This is a genomic window from Peribacillus sp. S4 (assembly GCF_046715815.1).
Classification (GTDB): domain Bacteria; phylum Bacillota; class Bacilli; order Bacillales; family DSM-1321; genus Peribacillus; species Peribacillus frigoritolerans.
The window spans coordinates 4362606-4379857 of the sequence record NZ_CP175708.1; the positions used below are offsets into that span (position 1 = coordinate 4362606).

General features: G+C 41.2%; 15 protein-coding genes. 5 read left to right on the top strand and 10 right to left on the bottom strand.

The window, feature by feature from the left end; translation table 11 throughout:
* Positions 1 to 131 precede the first annotated feature (131 nt).
* Complete coding sequence (locus ACJ9PY_RS20710; protein ID WP_411738872.1) at positions 132 to 1121, bottom strand: LacI family DNA-binding transcriptional regulator; 990 nt, start codon at positions 1119 to 1121, stop codon at positions 132 to 134.
* A gap of 130 nt (positions 1122 to 1251) precedes the next feature.
* On the opposite strand from ACJ9PY_RS20710, the gene ACJ9PY_RS20715 reads away from it, so the two are divergent.
* Positions 1252 to 2100, top strand: coding sequence for an HAD-IIB family hydrolase (locus tag ACJ9PY_RS20715; protein ID WP_411738873.1), 849 nt, complete (start codon positions 1252 to 1254; stop codon positions 2098 to 2100).
* A gap of 81 nt (positions 2101 to 2181) precedes the next feature.
* On the opposite strand, the gene ACJ9PY_RS20720 is transcribed toward ACJ9PY_RS20715, so the two are convergent.
* From ACJ9PY_RS20720 to ACJ9PY_RS20750, 7 genes are all read right to left on the bottom strand, one after another.
* Positions 2182 to 3084: a M15 family metallopeptidase gene (locus tag ACJ9PY_RS20720; protein WP_411738874.1), complete on the bottom strand. Its 903-nt coding sequence runs from the start codon at positions 3082 to 3084 to the stop codon at positions 2182 to 2184.
* A 1008-nt stretch (positions 3085 to 4092) separates the two neighbouring features.
* Positions 4093 to 4740, bottom strand: a complete 648-nt coding sequence (locus tag ACJ9PY_RS20725; protein ID WP_106026146.1) for a 3-oxoacid CoA-transferase subunit B — start codon at positions 4738 to 4740, stop codon at positions 4093 to 4095.
* A 16-nt stretch (positions 4741 to 4756) separates the two neighbouring features.
* Complete coding sequence (locus ACJ9PY_RS20730) at positions 4757 to 5452, bottom strand: CoA transferase subunit A (RefSeq protein WP_034309718.1); 696 nt, start codon at positions 5450 to 5452, stop codon at positions 4757 to 4759.
* A gap of 32 nt (positions 5453 to 5484) precedes the next feature.
* A complete protein-coding gene (locus ACJ9PY_RS20735) occupies positions 5485 to 6870 on the bottom strand; it encodes a GntP family permease (RefSeq protein ID WP_191928635.1) in 1386 nt (461 codons plus the stop codon).
* 617 nt (positions 6871 to 7487) lie between these two features.
* Positions 7488 to 9158, bottom strand: a complete 1671-nt coding sequence (locus tag ACJ9PY_RS20740) for a sigma-54 interaction domain-containing protein (protein ID WP_411738875.1) — start codon at positions 9156 to 9158, stop codon at positions 7488 to 7490.
* A 64-nt stretch (positions 9159 to 9222) separates the two neighbouring features.
* The gene (locus tag ACJ9PY_RS20745) at positions 9223 to 10398 is read right to left on the bottom strand and encodes an acetyl-CoA C-acetyltransferase (protein WP_411738876.1); all 1176 of its coding nucleotides are present in this window, start codon (positions 10396 to 10398) and stop codon (positions 9223 to 9225) included.
* Positions 10395 to 11342 (bottom strand): 3-hydroxyacyl-CoA dehydrogenase family protein, encoded by a 948-nt coding sequence (locus ACJ9PY_RS20750; protein ID WP_411738877.1) that lies wholly within the window; start codon positions 11340 to 11342, stop codon positions 10395 to 10397. Before ACJ9PY_RS20750 ends, ACJ9PY_RS20745 begins: the two co-directional genes overlap by 4 nt.
* Before the next feature lie 247 nt (positions 11343 to 11589).
* Here ACJ9PY_RS20750 and ACJ9PY_RS20755 point away from each other — a divergent pair, with 247 nt between their 5' ends.
* A complete protein-coding gene (locus ACJ9PY_RS20755; protein ID WP_098866134.1) occupies positions 11590 to 12366 on the top strand; it encodes a 3-hydroxybutyrate dehydrogenase in 777 nt (258 codons plus the stop codon).
* 290 nt (positions 12367 to 12656) lie between these two features.
* Positions 12657 to 13499, top strand: a complete 843-nt coding sequence (locus tag ACJ9PY_RS20760) for an alpha/beta fold hydrolase (protein ID WP_411738878.1) — start codon at positions 12657 to 12659, stop codon at positions 13497 to 13499.
* A gap of 60 nt (positions 13500 to 13559) precedes the next feature.
* On the opposite strand, the gene ACJ9PY_RS20765 is transcribed toward ACJ9PY_RS20760, so the two are convergent.
* Together ACJ9PY_RS20765 and ACJ9PY_RS20770 are read right to left on the bottom strand one after the other, a co-directional pair.
* On the bottom strand, positions 13560 to 13745 hold the full coding sequence (locus ACJ9PY_RS20765) for a YjcZ family sporulation protein (RefSeq protein WP_411738879.1): 186 nt from the start codon (positions 13743 to 13745) through the stop codon (positions 13560 to 13562).
* A 622-nt stretch (positions 13746 to 14367) separates the two neighbouring features.
* Entirely contained in the window at positions 14368 to 14487 is a 120-nt protein-coding gene (locus ACJ9PY_RS20770; RefSeq protein ID WP_411738880.1) for a DUF4083 family protein, read from the bottom strand.
* 816 nt (positions 14488 to 15303) lie between these two features.
* On the opposite strand from ACJ9PY_RS20770, the gene ACJ9PY_RS20775 reads away from it, so the two are divergent.
* Positions 15304 to 16086 carry a hypothetical protein gene (locus tag ACJ9PY_RS20775; RefSeq protein ID WP_411738881.1) on the top strand — a complete coding sequence of 261 codons (783 nt, stop codon included), beginning with the start codon at positions 15304 to 15306 and terminating at the stop codon, positions 16084 to 16086.
* Between the two features lie 146 nt (positions 16087 to 16232).
* On the top strand, positions 16233 to 17009 hold the full coding sequence (locus ACJ9PY_RS20780) for a hypothetical protein (protein ID WP_411738882.1): 777 nt from the start codon (positions 16233 to 16235) through the stop codon (positions 17007 to 17009).
* Positions 17010 to 17252 lie beyond the last annotated feature (243 nt).

A 17252-nucleotide genomic window follows, 5' to 3' on the forward strand; every position in this document is an offset into this window, starting at 1 on the left:
GAAAGTCGAATTATTCTGGGGGTTGGTCAGATTATTCCCGGGGTAGGGCAGATTACATCCCTTAGAATTTCTTTAGTATTTGTCTGAAAGGATAATGTACTGAATAAGGAGCTTTTATATCACTATGAAGGTTAGGTTGATTCTCTGATTTTAAGTTCTGTAGGCAATTTAATAATGTCGCGCTTTAATTTCAAATCTTCATTTAAATATTTTATCAATTCTATTACAGTGCGTTGTCCCAGTTCCATAATCGGTATATCGATTGTGGTTATGGTGGGGGTTGTGACTTGGCAAATAGATTGATTATCATAACCAACTATGGCTAGGCATTCCGGTATTTTGTAGCCCAACACAGTTGCCTTTTTAATAATTCCTGCTGCTACCTGGTCATTTCCAGTAAATAAGGCAGTAGGTTTTTCTTTTAATTTTACTATTTCATCACAAATACGGAACCCATCTTCAATATTAAATCCATGTCCAAATATCCAGTCGTCATTATGTAGTAAATTATTATCCGCTAACGCTTTTATAAATCCTTCTTTTCTTTGACCCTGAGCCTGACTATAAGAAGTATCGTAACAAAAACCTATTTTCCTATGGCCTTTTTCTATTAAATGATTAACCGCTTTGTATGTCGCTTCGAATTCGTCATATCCAATAATCGGTATAGAAGCGGAATGATGGTATTCATTACACAGTAAAATCGGGCCGTATTTCAAATAAGGCTTGATTACATTCCATTCATTTTCTAACGCTCCTAAAATAACCCCATCTACTTCTCTATTCTTTAATTTCCCCATAACATCCAATTCATTTTTCGCATCATAAAAGGTTTGAAAAATAAGAACTTTATAATCATTTTCCAATGCTGCTAGAGATACTCCTTTAACCAATTGGGCAAAGAATGGATGGTCGAAACTTGGGACTGATATTGCAATGGTTTGGGTTTTATTTGTCCTAAAATTCCGGGCTAGTGAACTTGGTGCATAATCAAGCTCTTCCATGACCTTTAAGATTTGTTCCCTTTTTTCTTTCGATACATATGGATGATTATTTAAGACTCTGGATACTGTTGTTTTAGAGACATTACATATCTTGGCTATCTCGCTAATGCTCGTCATTTAATCCCATCCTTGTAATATGTGGTTGACATGTTATCGATTTCAGAAGTTATGATTAAACCCGTTCCTAATATATTAACAAAATTATTCTGAGTTGTATTTTTAAAAAGTTATATTTGGAGGGATTGTTATGTTATTGAATAAAAAGGGCGGGTTTCAGTTATTGCCAAAGGTTGAAGACCCAAAATACATTGTATTCTGTGATTTCGATGAGACCTATTATCCTCACTCCATGAGTCACGAGAGACAGGAAGATGTATATGAGCTTGAAAATTACTTAGAAGCAAAAAGCATGGATGAAGAACTTGTCTTTGGCTGGGTCACTGGGAGTGGTATCGAATCAATATTACATAAAATGGAACAAGGTGGATTCAGGTTTTTCCCGCATTTTATTGCCAGTGACTTAGGAACCGAAATCACTTATTTCTCGGAGAATAACTTTTTGGAAAGTGATCCGGATTGGCATTCGCAGATTAATATCGAAGAATTTAATAAGGGGAAAGTCGATGAAATTTATAATGTTCTACTTAACGGCAATATACCATTGATTCCTCAGACTCAAATGGGAAGTTCACGCTACAAAAGAAATTATTATTATCAAATACAACAGGAATCCGTCGACAAGAAGAATTTAGCTACCATCCAGAGGGTGGCCAAAGAGTATGGGATAGGGGTAAATATCAATCGTTGCAATCCCCTTGCCGGCGATCCTGAAGATAGTTATGATATAGACTTCATTCCATTAGGCACTGGAAAAAATGAGATTGTCCGTTTTATGCTAGACAAATTCGGGCTGAATCGGGAGCATGCCTTTGCTTTCGGGGATAGCGGCAATGATTTGCTCATGTTAAAAAGTGTTAAACATGGTTACCTTGTTGGGAATGCAACTCAAGAAGCAAAGGAAGCTCATACTAAAATAGCGACAGGTACGTACTCCAAAGGAATATTAAGAACTTTGCAATCCATCATTACTATTTGAGTGGAAGTATAAGTAATGAGGAAAAGGTAGTTGATGCGCTCTTGCACAGCTTTACTTTCTGCTAACGGCATGGATTTTCCATCAAGCAAACAATTCATTCCATGTTACTTTACTTGCAAGCTTATCAGCGAAAATCCTGCTTGCTTTCTGGTATTTGGATAATGCCGCCTCGGTTTTTTCCCCGAATTCTCCGTCAAGAGTACCGGGGTTAAATCCTTTCATATATAACGCTGCTTGTAGAATCCATGTGATATTGCAGCTAGCCCCTTTTTTTATTGTGACGGTGGCATTCTTCGTTTTAGGCCCCCATTTTCCATCGACAACAAGCTTTTTATTGAATTGCTTATTCAGTTCCGCTTGTAAACCTTTTATAAGGGCCGATCGGGTTTTGGGACCATAAACGCCATCTACGGCAATAGACGTTTTATATCGGCTATTTATCGTTTTTTGTATGGAAATTATATGTCCATCTCCTTTGCTGGTCTTTGGAGAAGTAATATGAGGTTTTTTTCCTGCTTGTAACTGTTTATAGGATAACCCGCCTGTCATCTCCAAGTGGGGGTAATCCTTGAATGAACTCCAATCCCCGCCCCAGATAAATCCTAATTCTTTACCTATGGCAGCCACACGCTGCCATTTTGAGTTCACTGTCCATATCGCTTTCTTGCCATCATCACTCACAATGAAGAAATCAATAGCCAGTCCAAAATTATGATAGGATTGCCCAGGCTTAGCGTTTGTCACATTAGGCTTAGCTAGATTACTATAGTTTTTTCCATTGTAAATATAAACCCGTCCTTGACCGTAAAGCGAAGCTTGTTCTTCCAAAGAACGATAACCCGCACTAATCTGTACATAAATCCCTTCATTATAAGCACGTTCAATCATTTCCAATGCTACTGCCTTCACAATAGGATTCATCCCTTTGCCCATCTTTTTCACTGACCGCTCCAATAATGTCTGTAATGCTACTTTCACTGTCATCCCTCCTTTTAAGTTCCCATCAAAGTTTATATAAGACTTTTTAACGGAAAAGTAGCAGAGTTGGTAAAGTTTGTTCTCATTTAATAGAGAATAGAAGTGATATGTTATTTATCTGCTCCTTTTCCGCCGACTGCCTGCCAAGCCTCCTCGACGGTAAACAGCTGCGGGGCCTCGGCTAGCCAGTTTTTCGGCAGAAAAATTAGTCATAAAAACACCATGTAAATGTTAGTTTGGTGTCTAACATTTACGGGGCAGTTCAGAGTAGCCTACAGTTTCTTCTTAACAAACGTTCCAATTGAGTTCAGAAATCCGCTCCCTTTCCGCCGACTGCCTGCCAAGCCTCCTCGACGCAAGCGTTTCCGGGGTCTCGGCTAGCCAGTTTTTCGGCAGGAGTGTCGCATATTTCTTCCATTCATTAAGGATGACAGGAAAAAATATAAAGAATAACCTTGTCTTAAATAGGGTTTGGAATAAGACGAGCCAGCAGTTTTTTCTTTTAAAACACAAGTTGATTGGAACGGAAGGTACGAGACTCCTGCGGGAAAAGCGTGTCTAGGGGAGACCCCGCAGGCCCAAGCCGAGGAGGCTCCCCGACCGCCCGCGGAAAGCGAGTGCCTGGAGTGGAAATCAACGTTCGAGTTTCACAAACAAAAAAATATAGGCAACATGGAGTTCTATCTATTAAAACTAAATTGATGGAACAGAAGGTATGAGACTCCTGCGGGAAAGCGTGGCCAAGGGAGACCCCGCAGGCGAAAGCCGAGGAGGCTCCCCGACCGCCCGCGGAAAGCGAGTGCCTGGAGTGGAAATCCATTACACATACCCTCCTTTAGAAATCCGCTCCCTTTCTGCCGACTGTCTGCCAAGTATTGATAACTAAGTGAAAAGGCTTGTCGTTTCTTCATTATAGAATGGGAATTTCCAAAAAAAAAAAATTAGACGGCTTCCGTTCGCCCGTTTGCGAATGAAAGCCGTCTAATCATGTATTATTTTATTAATCTCTTAACCTTACGCTTTGATTTCAATAGATGGGCTTATTGTAAAGTCAGCCTCTGTTTTACTTTTCACTTCATCAAGTGTTACCCCATTTTGCAATTCAATCAATTCCATGCCAGCGTCTGTAAATTGAAAAACGGCCAGTTCGGTAATCAGGCAATGGACGACTTTTTCTCCCGTCAATGGCAATGTACAGCTTTTTTTCACTTTGGATTCCCCGTGTTTGTTCACATGGTCCATGATGACGACAATTCGTTTTGCGCCTTGGACGAGGTCCATCGCTCCTCCCATTCCTTTTACCATCTTCCCTGGAATCATCCAGTTTGCCAAGTCCCCATTCTCGGAAACTTCCATCCCGCCTAAAATGGCTAGGTCGATGTGGCCGCCGCGAATCATCGCGAATGATTCAGCGCTATCAAAAAATGATGCCCCCGCTTTTGCCGTTACCGTTTCTTTTCCTGCATTGATCAAATCCGGATCAACTTCATCCTTATGGGGATAAGGCCCGATTCCGAGTAAGCCATTTTCCGATTGAAGCATGACATTAAAGTCATTTGGAATCATGTTGGCAATCAAGGTCGGCATTCCAATCCCTAAATTCACACACATCCCATCTTTGATTTCTTTAACGGCCCGTTCTAAAATTAGTTGTCTAGTCATTCGATACTCCTCCTTTTTATGCGTTAGCAGTTGTAAGTCTTTCAATTCGTTTTTCATAGTCATTTCCTACAAGCACTTTTTGTACATAAACCCCTGAAGTATGAATTTCATCTGGATCGAGCTCCCCTGTGCCCACAAGCTCCTCCACTTCGACAAGTGTGACTTTCCCTGCGGTGGCAACGACAGGGTTAAAATTCCTTGCCGTTTTCCGATATACAAGATTACCGAAATGATCTGCTTTCCAGGCTTTTACAAAGGCAAAATCCCCGACTATTCCTTTTTCCATAATGTATGTGCGGCCATCAAACTCTTTATGTTCTTTACCTTTTGCGACTTCCGTCCCTACTCCTGTAGCTGTATAAAAGGCAGGAATTCCCGCTCCGCCCGCTCTTAAACGCTCGGCCAGCGTTCCTTGGGGAACTAGTTCGACCTCCAGCTCGCCACTTAAAAATTGCTGTTCAAATAATTTATTTTCCCCAACATAAGAAGCGATCATTTTTTTGATTTGTTTATTTTCAAGCAATAGACCCAGACCCCAGTCATCGACACCGCAATTGTTGCTGACAATCGTCAAATCCTTTACACCTTTGTTACGCAAAGCAATGATTAGTTTCTCTGGTATTCCGCTTAATCCGAACCCGCCTACGATAATGGTTGCTCCATCCTCGATTTGTTGAATAGCGCTATCAAAAGATGTTAATAATTTACTCATTTTCCATCATCTCCATTCTTAATACTATTCTATTAAATAAACAGTGATGTTGCAAAAGCTATGATGAACACGGTCACTGTTTTCAAAATCGTAATCGCAAAAATATCCTTGTAAGATTGACGATGTGTCAGTCCAGTAATGGCAAGCAAGGTAATGACGGCACCATTATGCGGGAGCGTATCCATTCCGCCAGATGCCATGGATGCTATTCGATGAAGCATTTCCGGGGTGATTCCGACACTTTGGGCCACCTGCAAATAGTGACTTCCCATCACTTCTAGCGCAATCGAAAGTCCACCTGATGCGGATCCGGTAATCCCTGCCAGCACATTGACGGCAATAGCTTCGGATACAAGCGGATTACCACTTGCATTGAACACCCAGTTTTGAATGACCGAGAATCCAGGAAGTGTTTTCACCACATTCCCAAAGCCAACTTCAGATGCAGTATTGAATATGGCAAGCAATGATCCCATTGCCGCAGCTGTTAATCCACTTGCCAATTTGACCTTGATGCGTCCAACATTCAGAAGCATCGCTGCAATGATGCCGATTGTCAATGCAACAATCAAAGACCAGGATGAAGTGACTGTGCTTACATCGGCAATGTTGAAAGTTTCCTTCAACATCGAAGCATCATACCAATGCTTAACCGAAATGGCACTGCGGCTGAAAGCAAAATTAAACGCTACGACAAGGATGAGCGGTACGATGGACAGCCAAAAGTTAGGCAGGTTTTGTTGTTCTGCACTTTCTGGCTCATTGATATGTCCTTCCCCGTAGCCTTCACCATTTGCCACCGCTTGTTTACGGCGACGCTCTAACCAGATCATTCCTCCAGTGAATACCATGATCGCGCCAATAATCCCCATGATTGGAGCTGCATACGTATCTGTTCCGAAATAATTCGTTGGAATGATATTTTGAATCTGAGGTGTTCCAGGAAGGGCATCCATCGTATATGTGAAGGCGCCTAGTGCAATCGTTCCCGGCAATAATCTTTTTGGAATGTCTGCTTCTTTAAAAATTGCCGCTGCAAATGGATAAACGGCGAATGCCACTACAAACAATGAAACCCCGCCATATGTCAGCGCCGAGCACGCCAGCACTACAGCAAGAATGGCCTGCTTGGAGCCTAGTGATTTTACGATCGTCTTGGCGATGGATGCAGCTGCACCGCTCATCTCCATGACTTTTCCGAATACGGCCCCTAATAAAAATATTGGAAAGAACGCTTTTATATAGTTAGCCGCAAACGTCATATATGTCTCTGTATAACTCGGCAGCAAATGTCCGCCGGATAAAATGACCGCCAATAAAGTAACAATTGGCGCTATGATAATGACCGGATAGCCCCGGTAGGCTAAAAAGATTAAAAGTCCCAGCGCCACCACAATGGCTAAAATTTGAATCACCAATTCAATTCCCCCTTTTCTCCCTTGCCCCCAAATAATTCGGAAGCCCTTAAATAGAACTAGTAATCTCCTAAATTCCATATTTTTAATTTTTCCGCTTTTACCATTCAAGCCTGCCTTCCCCAAGTCAAGCTGAATGATCCCCCTAAATATCCCCTAAACATTGAGAACGCTTTCAATAATCCCTTTTCATTTTACGTGGAAACACAATATAAAATGACAGATGGGCCATTCACTAAAGTAATTATGCAATTATTGTGCCAACTTAAATACAAGGAAAAATCTCATCTTTTAAAGCTTTTTCAAACATTTCCTTACCTAAATTCACTTAAAACTGTAAAGGTTTCAGTACATACAAAGATAAACTCCAAAAAAGTGTAAGACTTTTCTTACAACTCTTAAATTCCCTTTCGTTTTATGTACGGATTTCCTAACACACGCAAATATTTGCTAGTAAAAGCTTGGGGAGGGGGATTCAGGCATTCGCTTACATCTGGCGGAAAGGGAGCGGACTTCTGAAAGCACCTTGCACGTTTTAAAAATAAAAAAACTGCAGGCAAACGTTTTATTTCGAATTTGCCTGCAGTCTGAACCCTTTGGCAAAAGGGTCCTTTTTTCAATCATAAACCATATTTATTCATTTTTTCATACAGTGTTGTTCGGCTCACTCCGAGTCTCTTTGCCGTTTCTGATTTATTGCCGGAAGTCATTTCCAAACAGGAAACGATCGCCGCCCGTTCGGTTTCATCCATTACTTCAGCCAAGGTGCGGATCGAGACGGCTTCTTTATGACCCGTTATTTCTTTAGGGAGATGCTTGGAACGTATCATTTCCCCTTCTTCAACTATATTCATTGCGCGTTCAATGATATTCTCCAACTCACGAATATTCCCCGGCCATTTATAAAGACGAAGCAGGCGCAATGCTTGATCGCTCATCCCTCTTACGCGTTTCTTCATGAGATTCTGGTACTTTTCAACAAGATGATTTACCAGTATTTCAATGTCCTCCGGTCGCTCCCTTAAGGAAGGAACATGGATTTGCAGGACCTTCAATCGGTAATACATATCAAGCCGGAACTCCCCTTTCGAGACCATTTCCTCCAGGTTACGGTTCGTTGCAGCGATTACCCGCACATCGATCGGAATACTTCCCGTCGAACCGACCCTCTCAATCTCTTTCTCTTGTAAAACACGGAGCAGCTTCACCTGCATATGCAGTGGCAGCTCACCGATTTCATCCAGAAAAATCGTACCGCCTTCAGCCGCTTCGAACTTACCCGCTTTTCCGCCTTTTTTTGCGCCAGTGAAGGATCCCTCTTCATAGCCAAATAGCTCTGACTCCAGCAGTTCCGCCGGGATGGCGGCACAGTTCACTTTGACAAACACACCCATGGCCCGTCTGCTGTCATTATGAATGGAATGGGCAAACAGCTCCTTACCTGTTCCGCTTTCACCCAAAATCAATACATTCGAGTCGCTTTTAGCGGCAATTTTGGCCTGACCTTTCACTTCCATGAAAGCTGGGCTTCTTCCCATCAAATGATCAAACGTATATGAGGCCTTATTTCTCTCGCGAAAATCGCCTTTGTACTTTTTCAGCTCTACTTCAAGAGAATTTATCCGCTTGGAAAGAGCGGTGAATTGCCCGACATTCTTAAAAAGAATCTTCCCGACCGCCCCTATTAACTTGCCTTGTTTCCTTATCGGGGAACGGGTCGCAATTATATAATTATCTTTAATTTTTTGTAATTCAGCGACCTCTTGCTTGCCAGTTTTGGCGACCACATGCATACGGGTGTTTTCAATGACCTCCGTTACATGTTTCCCTATGGAGCTTTCCTGATCGACCCCAAGAAAATCCGCATAAGCATGGCTCAGCATTTGGACATACCCTTCCGTATCGACCATCACCAAGCCGTCATAGGCAAATTCGATAATATCCTTAAACAGAAGTTCTTCATGATTATCGATATTAAGAAAATCACTTTTATTATTTGTAAATAACAGGAGATAAATCTGATACTCCTCATCCCCCATTTGAATGATGGCTTTTCTGACAATTCCATTATTATCATTCAAACGGATCGGAGTATTTACAGCTGGTACAAGACTTTTTTCAATAATCAAATTCATTTGCAGATCAAATTCATTCTCAGCAAAAGCCTCGGATAATACGCGATTGCAGAGAACGATTTCTGTTTCGTTTTTCGTAACCAAAACACCAAAAGGCAATTCTTCCAATATCGCTTTCACTAATTCCAATTGAATCGTTTCATTATCGCTGGCCATTCCTATTCTCCTTAACCCGTCCGAAGTTTCCTCCATTATATCATAGGAAAATGAGGCCAAGTCTTTACCGTTCCACAATCAGCGCAGTTCCCTGTCCGCCACCGATACATAATGTGGCAAGTCCGGTCTTTACATCCCTGCGCTTCATTTCATACAATAAAGTCACTAAAATGCGGGCACCGGAAGCACCTACGGGATGACCCAGAGCTATCGCACCGCCATTTACATTCACTTTCTCCGGCTTCAGTTCAAGGTCTTTAAGCACGGCGAGTGATTGGGCCGCAAAGGCTTCATTCACTTCCATCAAATCAATTTCATCTATTGTCAATCCCGCTTTTGCCAAAGCTTTCCTTGTCGCAGGAACCGGACCGTATCCCATGATTTTCGGATCAAGCGCAGCGTTTGCATATGACTTAATTGTTGCTAATGCTTCCAGTCCCAGCTCGTCCGCTTTTTCTTTAGACATCAGGACTAACATCGCACCCCCATCATTGATTCCAGAGGCATTTCCTGCCGTAACCGTTCCATTTTCCTTAAAAGCAGGACGCAGCTTCGCTAGCTGGTCGATCGTCAGCCCATGACGCGGGTGTTCATCTTGGTCCACCAAGATTGTCTTTCCTCTGCGTTTATATTCAACAGGTACGATTTCATCTGCAAATCGTCCCTCAAGCTGTGCCTTTTCAGCCTTCAGTTGGCTATCTAAAGCAAATTCGTCCTGCTTTTCACGGCTGATCCCCCACTGCTCGGCGATATTCTCTGCAGTCACGCCCATATGATATTGATTAAATACATCCGTTAAGGCGTCATATGTCATGGAATCGACTGCTTCAGCATTACCCATTTTCTGTCCAAAACGATAATTGGGAAGTAAATATGGAGCATTGCTCATGCTTTCAATCCCCCCGGCAAGAATCACATCCGCATCACCAAGGGCAATGAATTGCGCTCCCATTATGACCGTACGGAGGCCAGATCCGCAAAGTTTATTAATGGCCATGGCCGGCGTTGTTTCCGGAATCCCTGCATGAATCGCAACCTGACGTGCCACATTTTGCCCTAATCCAGCAGATAGAATATTCCCAACCAATACCTCATCGATCATGTCAGCCGAAATATTTGCCCGCTTAATCGCTTCCTTAGCTGCCACGACTCCCAAGTCAACCGCCGAAACATTGGCAAGACTGCCTCCAAACGCACCAACCGGTGTTCTTGCTGCCCCTACAATCACCACTTCTCTCATAATACTTCCTCCTTCTCCATTTTTAATTTTCCCAGTTTAATAAAATTACGGTCCCTCTCATTGATTTTTTGAGAAACGGTAGATTCTTCATACGTAAAAATGCCTTCTCCCGACTTCGTCCCAAGCTTTCCCTCAGCCACCAAATCACGAATCAAATCAGGAGCTTCCTTACTCTGGTCCAATACCGGTGAAACATTATCGAAAACACGCTGCCATGTATCAAGTCCGCCAAAATCGGCAATCTCGATCGGCCCGGTAAATGCCCAGCGAAAACCTGGTCCAGCCGTTATCGCCGTATCGATATCCTCGGCATCGGCAACGCCCTCTTTTAATAGATAAAAGGCTTCACGCATCAAGGCAGTCTGGAGACGATTGGCAATGAACCCTGCTATTTCTTTTTTCAAGAGAATCGGAGACTTGCCGATTTTACGCATTAAATCCATGGTTGTCTTGACGATTTCCGGCTTCGTTTCGTCATGCTGAACAATTTCAACCAATGGAACCAAATGGCCAGGATTAAAGAAATGCGTGATGACCATTCGCTCCGCAAACGAGGCCTTCTCCATCAATTGGGAAATCGGAAAGGTCGATGTATTTGAAGCAACAATGGCATCCGGTTTGATTATTTCCTCCAGTTGCTGATATAGATTTAATTTCAGCTCGATGACTTCCGGAATCGCCTCAATGATAAAATCAGCATCCCTTACTGCACCTTCCAAGTCCACGCTGTATGTAATATTCGCTAAAGCACCTTGCTTTTCCCGATCAGTCAAAGCCCCTTCCTCGATGAGCAATGATAGATTCTCAGAAATTCGATTTTGGGCATGGTATAGCAGCTCTTCCTTTATATTGTTAATGGTGACGAAATACCCGCTAACTGCAAAAGACTGAGCGATCCCACTACCCATTACACCTGAACCGATAATGGCTATTTTTTTAATCATCCAGCTTCCCCTTTCCGTTTCAATTACCTTTATTTACTCACCTTTTTATATATGCAATATCCATGCCAATGATAAGGGGAAATAAAATTCTTTTTTTATCTTGAAAATCATGATAGACTCTTACTCATTAACCTAAACCATATTTTTATACCCTTCCCTTTATATACTTACTCTACGGAATACTTCCCTGTTCACGACATAAAATGACAGACTTGGACCATTACATTTTTTATTGGAGGAATGTAATATGGTTAAAGATAAAGTGGCGATAATTACCGGATCTGCTAGAGGAATCGGCTTTGAGATCGGAAAGATATTTGCTGAAAATGGAGCAAAGGTCGTTTTGTCCGACCTTGATCAAAACACAGTTGAAAAAGCTGCTCTGGAACTAAGGAACAACGGCTTGGAGGTTATCGGCTTAAAAGCTGACGTAACAAGTGAAGAGGATATTATCCAACTAATCAAACAAGCTAAAGACAAATATGGACGAATCGATATTTTCATCAATAACGCCGGCCTTCAGCATGTTGCACCAATTGAAGAGTTTCCAACTGAAAAATTCGAACTGATGATCAAAATCATGCTGACCGCGCCATTCATTTCAATTAAGAACGTTTTGCCAATCATGAAAGAACAAGGCTTCGGCAGAATCATCAACATCTCTTCCATTAACGGCCTGATTGGATTCGCCAACAAAGCCGCATACAATAGTGCCAAACACGGTGTAATCGGCTTGACGAAAGTCGCTGCCCTGGAAAGCGCCTCTTTTGGCATAACCGTCAATGCCCTTTGCCCAGGATACGTAGACACGCCTCTCGTCCGAGGTCAATTGGAGGACCTGGCAAAAACAAGACAGGTACCGTTAGAAAGCGTTTTGGAAGAGGTCATCTATCCACTTGTCCCACAAAACCGCTTACTCGATGTAAGTGAAATTGCCGACTACGCCATTTTCCTTGCAAGCGACAAAGCTCGGGGCATCACAGGCCAGGCAGTCGTATTAGATGGCGGATATACCGCTCAATAAAATGCATGTTAAAAACCCCGAATAAATGGCACCATAAAAGTGCTCTTTATTCGGGGTTTTCTGTATGGGAATGTGGGAAAATTTGGTGACGAGAAGATATCCCCCATGTTAAAGTAATATAGGGATACCTCCCATTTTACAACTATTAAAAGGAGGCCGCGTCATGATTATTAAGTGGGTTAGACTGCGATAATGAAAAGCGCAGGCCAATCATCATGCTCCGGAAAGTATATATTGATCTGCGCCATCGTAACGGCTATTGGATAATATTTAATACGGAGGTAAAAAACATGAGTGAACAGATACTGAAAATTAATAAAGTCGATATATGTACTGAAAGTTTTGGAAACCCTAAGGACCCTGCCTTGCTTTTGATCATGGGAGCGATGTCTTCATTAGATTGGTGGGATGATGATTTCTGTCTACGCCTTGCCGATTCGGGGAGATTTGTGATTCGCTACGACCATCGGGATTTGGGACGGTCTACCGTTTATGAACCCGGTACCTCCAACTATACAATAACGGATTTGGCTGACGATGCCGCGGGTGTCCTGGACGCTTATTCCATAGAACGTGCTTCTATCGTTGGGATGTCCCTAGGCGGTATGATCGGACAGATTCTTGCCTTAAGATATCCGGAACGCGTAAATACGCTTACGCTAATTGCTTCAAGCGTGTTCGGGACTGTAATGGAAAAACTGCCTCCAATGGATCAGAGCATATTGGATCATCATGCAAAAAGTACTTCAATTGATTGGTCAAATCGGGAGACGGTCATCGCTTATCTTGCGGATGGATGGAAAACTTTAGCCGGTTCCAAACCCTATGAGCAGGAAAGAATGCATAAACTGGCAAAAAGAGAAGCAGACCGTGCCAAGCAGCTACCGAGCAGATTCAATCATGCCATGCTTGCTGGAGGAGATGAATATTTCGATCGAATGGGTGAGATTTCCGTACCTGTCCTCATCATCCACGGCACAGAAGATCCAGCCTTGCCATACGAGCACGGACTTGCTCTTGCGAAAGCCATCCCTAAAGCTGAATTAGTGACTCTTGATGGATCAGGGCATGAAATTCATAGTGACGACTGGGATATGATTATCGAATCAGTCATAAAGCTTACTTCGCGATAATTAAAATAAGTTTCATAAAGGAAGCCGACCAATAAAGGTCGGCTTTTCTTTATGCATTTGTTAGCAGAAACCGCCATATCCTTGAACGGGATAACAACAATCGTTACCTCTATCTCCGCCGCCGAAACAAGCTGCTCCAACGATGATTAAGAGGATAAACAATACGACTATAAAAGCGAAACCGCCACCAAATCCACCAACATCGTTACCGCAACCGCAATTTGAATCATGACCACAATTTGACAATAGAAACATCTCCTTATTTGTTTTAGGAGGAAAAAATTAAATGGGTTAATTCAACTTATGTTCTAAATAGGATAATGACACAAAAATCACCAAAAACTTTTTTCAACCACCCGCACGACCTAAAATCAACAGTTTATCAGCGCCTATTTTCACTGTTTGGAAATTTCATACAGATCCGCCTAACACCTTATTTACTCATTGAAATTAATGATTGTTTGCGACATCCAATTCCCACTAATTCAAGCTTATTGTACAATGAAGGTAAAAAGGTCCGAGGTATTTATGATAAAAGGAAATTCTTATATTCTTGTTTTTTCCATGGCTGTTCTGTTAACAATCATACTTGTTTCAACTACACCGGAAAACCAATTATATCTTCGAAAATAGGAATATATCTGCGAAACTCCAGTTATATGTGCGAAAATCGGAATATATCTCCGAAATTCCAGTTATATCTGCGAAAATCGGAATATATCTGCGACAATAATAATTAAAATTCCACTCCAGATAACCAGAAACGATTATGGAAAATTCATTGAGATAAATTCAGCAACTAAGTTATATTCGGTTTCTTATTGACTTAACCAGAAAACAAAAAAATGAAAAAAAGGATAAAAAGAAATTACTCTCTTTTATCCTTTTCAAGCAGCTCAATTACTCTATCAAGTTTTTGTTCTATACTATTGGATTTGTTTGACCTTGCAAGAAGAGAACGAACAATAAAGTAAACCGCAAAGATCATACCAAGCAACAAAATAGTTGATATACTAAATCACCTATATTGATACCCAAAGAACCCCACTTCTTTCTTCTTTTCTTATATCTAATAAACAGGACATAGAGTCGACAAAAAACTATTACTATAGTTTTTTAGATATCACTTTTATTTCTTTATATATTTGTGTAAGTACTATTAGGATATGTATAGGGATACCGACTGCAAGTCCCACCAATGGCGAATAAGGCCCAGCGAAGGTAAAGAGCGATACAAGTGTAATAGTTATATATATTGATATAATTAACGCTGTCATAAAGATTTCTCCTTTTTTGGATAATTATAGCATACGTGCACAGTCCGAAAATACCTCGGCTGTCTTGCTTCCCTGGCACTTAGTATTCAAAAGAAATAACAATATATAAAAGTAATAATTCCCCCTCTATAAACCACATGAATTTAAAAACGAAATTTCAGACGCCTTAAAAAGAGCCTAGGACTTCTTTGTTCACTTTTTGTAAAAAGCGAGCAAAGAAGTCCTTTTTGGGTTTATCTATATTTTCGCTGGCATCACTTAGCTTTTTGCTTCCCTTTATATTCGTCCATTTCTTTACTCGCGTTCCATACTTCCTCTAATGCCAAATTATATAAGTGTAAGCCCGATAAATATTTACGTCTTGTCCGCAAATATAAGCAACCTGTCCAAGCAATTACCTTATTTTATTAATACTATATTTTGTAACTACAACGAAAATGCTTTTGGCAGTGCTTTAGTACGGTTCGATACTACACTCCATTTCATTTTCGAAAAAAAAAATAGTTACAAGAAAGGATTGAGATTTTATGGGAAATTTCAGTAAACAAAATCCAATGCACAGCAACTGGGGCTCTGCCTGTTCCGACAGCGACTGGGGTATGGGCAATGATTCAAGATTTGGTCATGATTCCAAATTCAAAAAATCATGTAACGTTTGTAAGTCTCAAGACGCTTCAGCTTGCAATTGCAATTTTAGAGCTCCAGCTCGCCAACTCGCTGCACCATTAAACAGCGACTGTGTCCTAGTTAATTCAGTTGTAGGCTCAAAAGCGGTACAAAAGGTTGCAGAAGCAACATTTCCTTTTACCGCGTTTACTGCAGCAATACCAGCTGGATCCACTATTCTTAATGTAGTTGTTACACCGAACCTAGCTGGTGTTGTCCGTAACACTAGAATCCTTAGGGACAAAGTAGTTAACATCGGGCTTCTTCCTGTAACTATTGTGGTAACATTTACGCCACCAGGATCAACCATTCCTGCAACAGCCACACTTACAACGAATTTACCATTCCAGGAGCATACAGATTTTCCAGGTGCCTGCCCTCAGGATACAGTAATAGAATCCCCATTTGAAGTAGAAGGTAGCTTTGCTCAACCAGGAGTTCCAGTCATCGGCACTACGGGAGCCGGAGCGGGACTTGTTACTCTCAATGCTATTTTAGTCAAGGTTATACTACGCACTACAATTACAGTGACTCGACAAGTTATTGTGGATCCACATGGTGGTATTTGCGACGTAAATGAACGTCGTTGTGAAACGCCAACTACTCCAACAACTAGTACTCTTGGTACTCTTCCTTCTGCGTAATGACGGTTTGATTAGTTTTTAATCTTGACTAGCAAAGCCCTCTCTAAATAGAGAAGGCTTTGCCTTTATTAATCTTTTAAAAATAGAAAGGAGTGACATTTCCATGTCTTATCACGAGGATTGTTGTAAGAAGAAACACTACGATAATGAGCAACACGATCATTGTTGGAAGAAAAAATGCTGTGATAATGAGCATCATGATCATTGTTGGAAGCAGGAGAAATGCTACGACAATGAGCATCACGATCATTGTTGGAAGCAGGAAAAATGCTGCGACAATGAGCATCACGATCATTGTTGGAAACAGGAGAAATGCTGCGACAATGAGAAGCACGATTGCTGTAAGAAGAAAAAACGCTGTGATGATGAGCATTGCGATTGTAAGAAGAAAAAACGCTGCGATGATGAGCATTGCGATTGTAAAAAGAAAAAACGCTGCGATGATGAGCATTGCGATTGTAAGAAGAAAAAACGCTGCGATAATGAGCATTGCGATTGTAAGAAGAAAAAACGCTGCGATAATGAGCATTGCGATTGTAAGAAGAAAAAACGCTGCGATAATGAGCATTGCGATTGTAAGAAGAAAAAACGCTGCGATAATGAGCATTGCGATTGTAAGAAGAAAAAACGCTGCGATAATGAGCATTGCGATTGTAAGAAGAAAAAACGCTGCGATAATGAGCATTACGATTGTAAGAAGAAAAAACGCTGCGATAATGAGCATTACGATTGTAAGAAGAAAAAACGCTGCGATAATGAGCATTACGATCATTGTTGTAAGCAGAATAAATGCCATGTTGACTTTGGGTGTCATATGTCATGGAATTGGTAGTTTGTTAAATGAAAAGTACTTTGATACCTTAATTATCAAAGTACTTTTTTTGTTCCCAAAAGATGAGTCATGTCAACCTCACATGTTTTGAGTACTCATTCTGTTGCCCTTTATCACATTTCCGAAACAAATACATACCCATCGTCAGTCTCATTTTGCGCCACCTTGGAAAATATGATTTATGATTCGCTTGCTGCTTCAACTATCCTGCCCGTTCATCTTCAAGAGAATCAACTATATCCTTTATAATATTTATTTTTGAAAAAAAGTAATAATTTTACACATTAACTCTGGAACATTTGTTCTGTTTATGTTATTCTTATAAAAACAAAAG